The sequence below is a fragment of the Oleiphilus sp. HI0125 genome (assembly GCF_001635355.1).
On record NZ_LWGF01001414.1, the window covers coordinates 1 to 646 of the forward strand.

General features: G+C 45.4%; 2 pseudogenes. Both read left to right on the plus strand.

Annotated features, from left to right (window positions below):
* Nucleotides 1-227: pseudogene (locus A3762_RS24045) on the plus strand (phospho-N-acetylmuramoyl-pentapeptide-transferase); the annotation flags it as partial.
* Between the two features lie 4 nt (nucleotides 228-231).
* Nucleotides 232-646, plus strand: a pseudogene (gene murD, locus A3762_RS24050) (UDP-N-acetylmuramoyl-L-alanine--D-glutamate ligase); the annotation flags it as partial.

Sequence of the window (646 nt, forward strand, 5' to 3'; positions counted from 1 at the left end):
AAGAGATCGTATTGTTCATTATGGGTGGCGTGTTCGTAATGGAAACGATCTCCGTAATCTTGCAAGTGGCCTCGTACAAGTTGACCGGACGTCGAATCTTTCGCATGGCGCCTTTGCATCACCACTTTGAATTAAAAGGTTGGCCTGAGCCGCGGGTCATTGTTCGTTTTTGGATTATTACTGTAATTCTTGTGTTAATTGGTTTAGCGACACTTAAGGTACGTTAAGAGAATGAGTTTGATTGCTTCTGACAAGCATAGTTTAGTGTTGGGTCTTGGTGAGACCGGGCTATCTTGTGCGCGCTTTTTAAAGCGAATTGGGCGGTCTTTCTCCATGGCAGATACCCGCCAAAACCCGCCGAACCTAGACCAAGTTAAAAACATGTACCCAGATGTGGCGATTTCACTCGGAGAGATTGCTGATGATGCCTTATGTAATTATTCAGAGCTGATTCTGAGTCCTGGTCTAGATCCGAAATACCCTGCTATTCAAAAAGCTAAAGACGCTGGCGTAGCAGTCCGCGGTGACATTGATCTGTTTGCTGAACATGTAAATGCACCAATGATCGCGATTACAGGATCAAACGGTAAAAGTACGGTTACGACCCTAGTTGGAGAAATGGCTGCAAATGCGGGCATCAATGTTC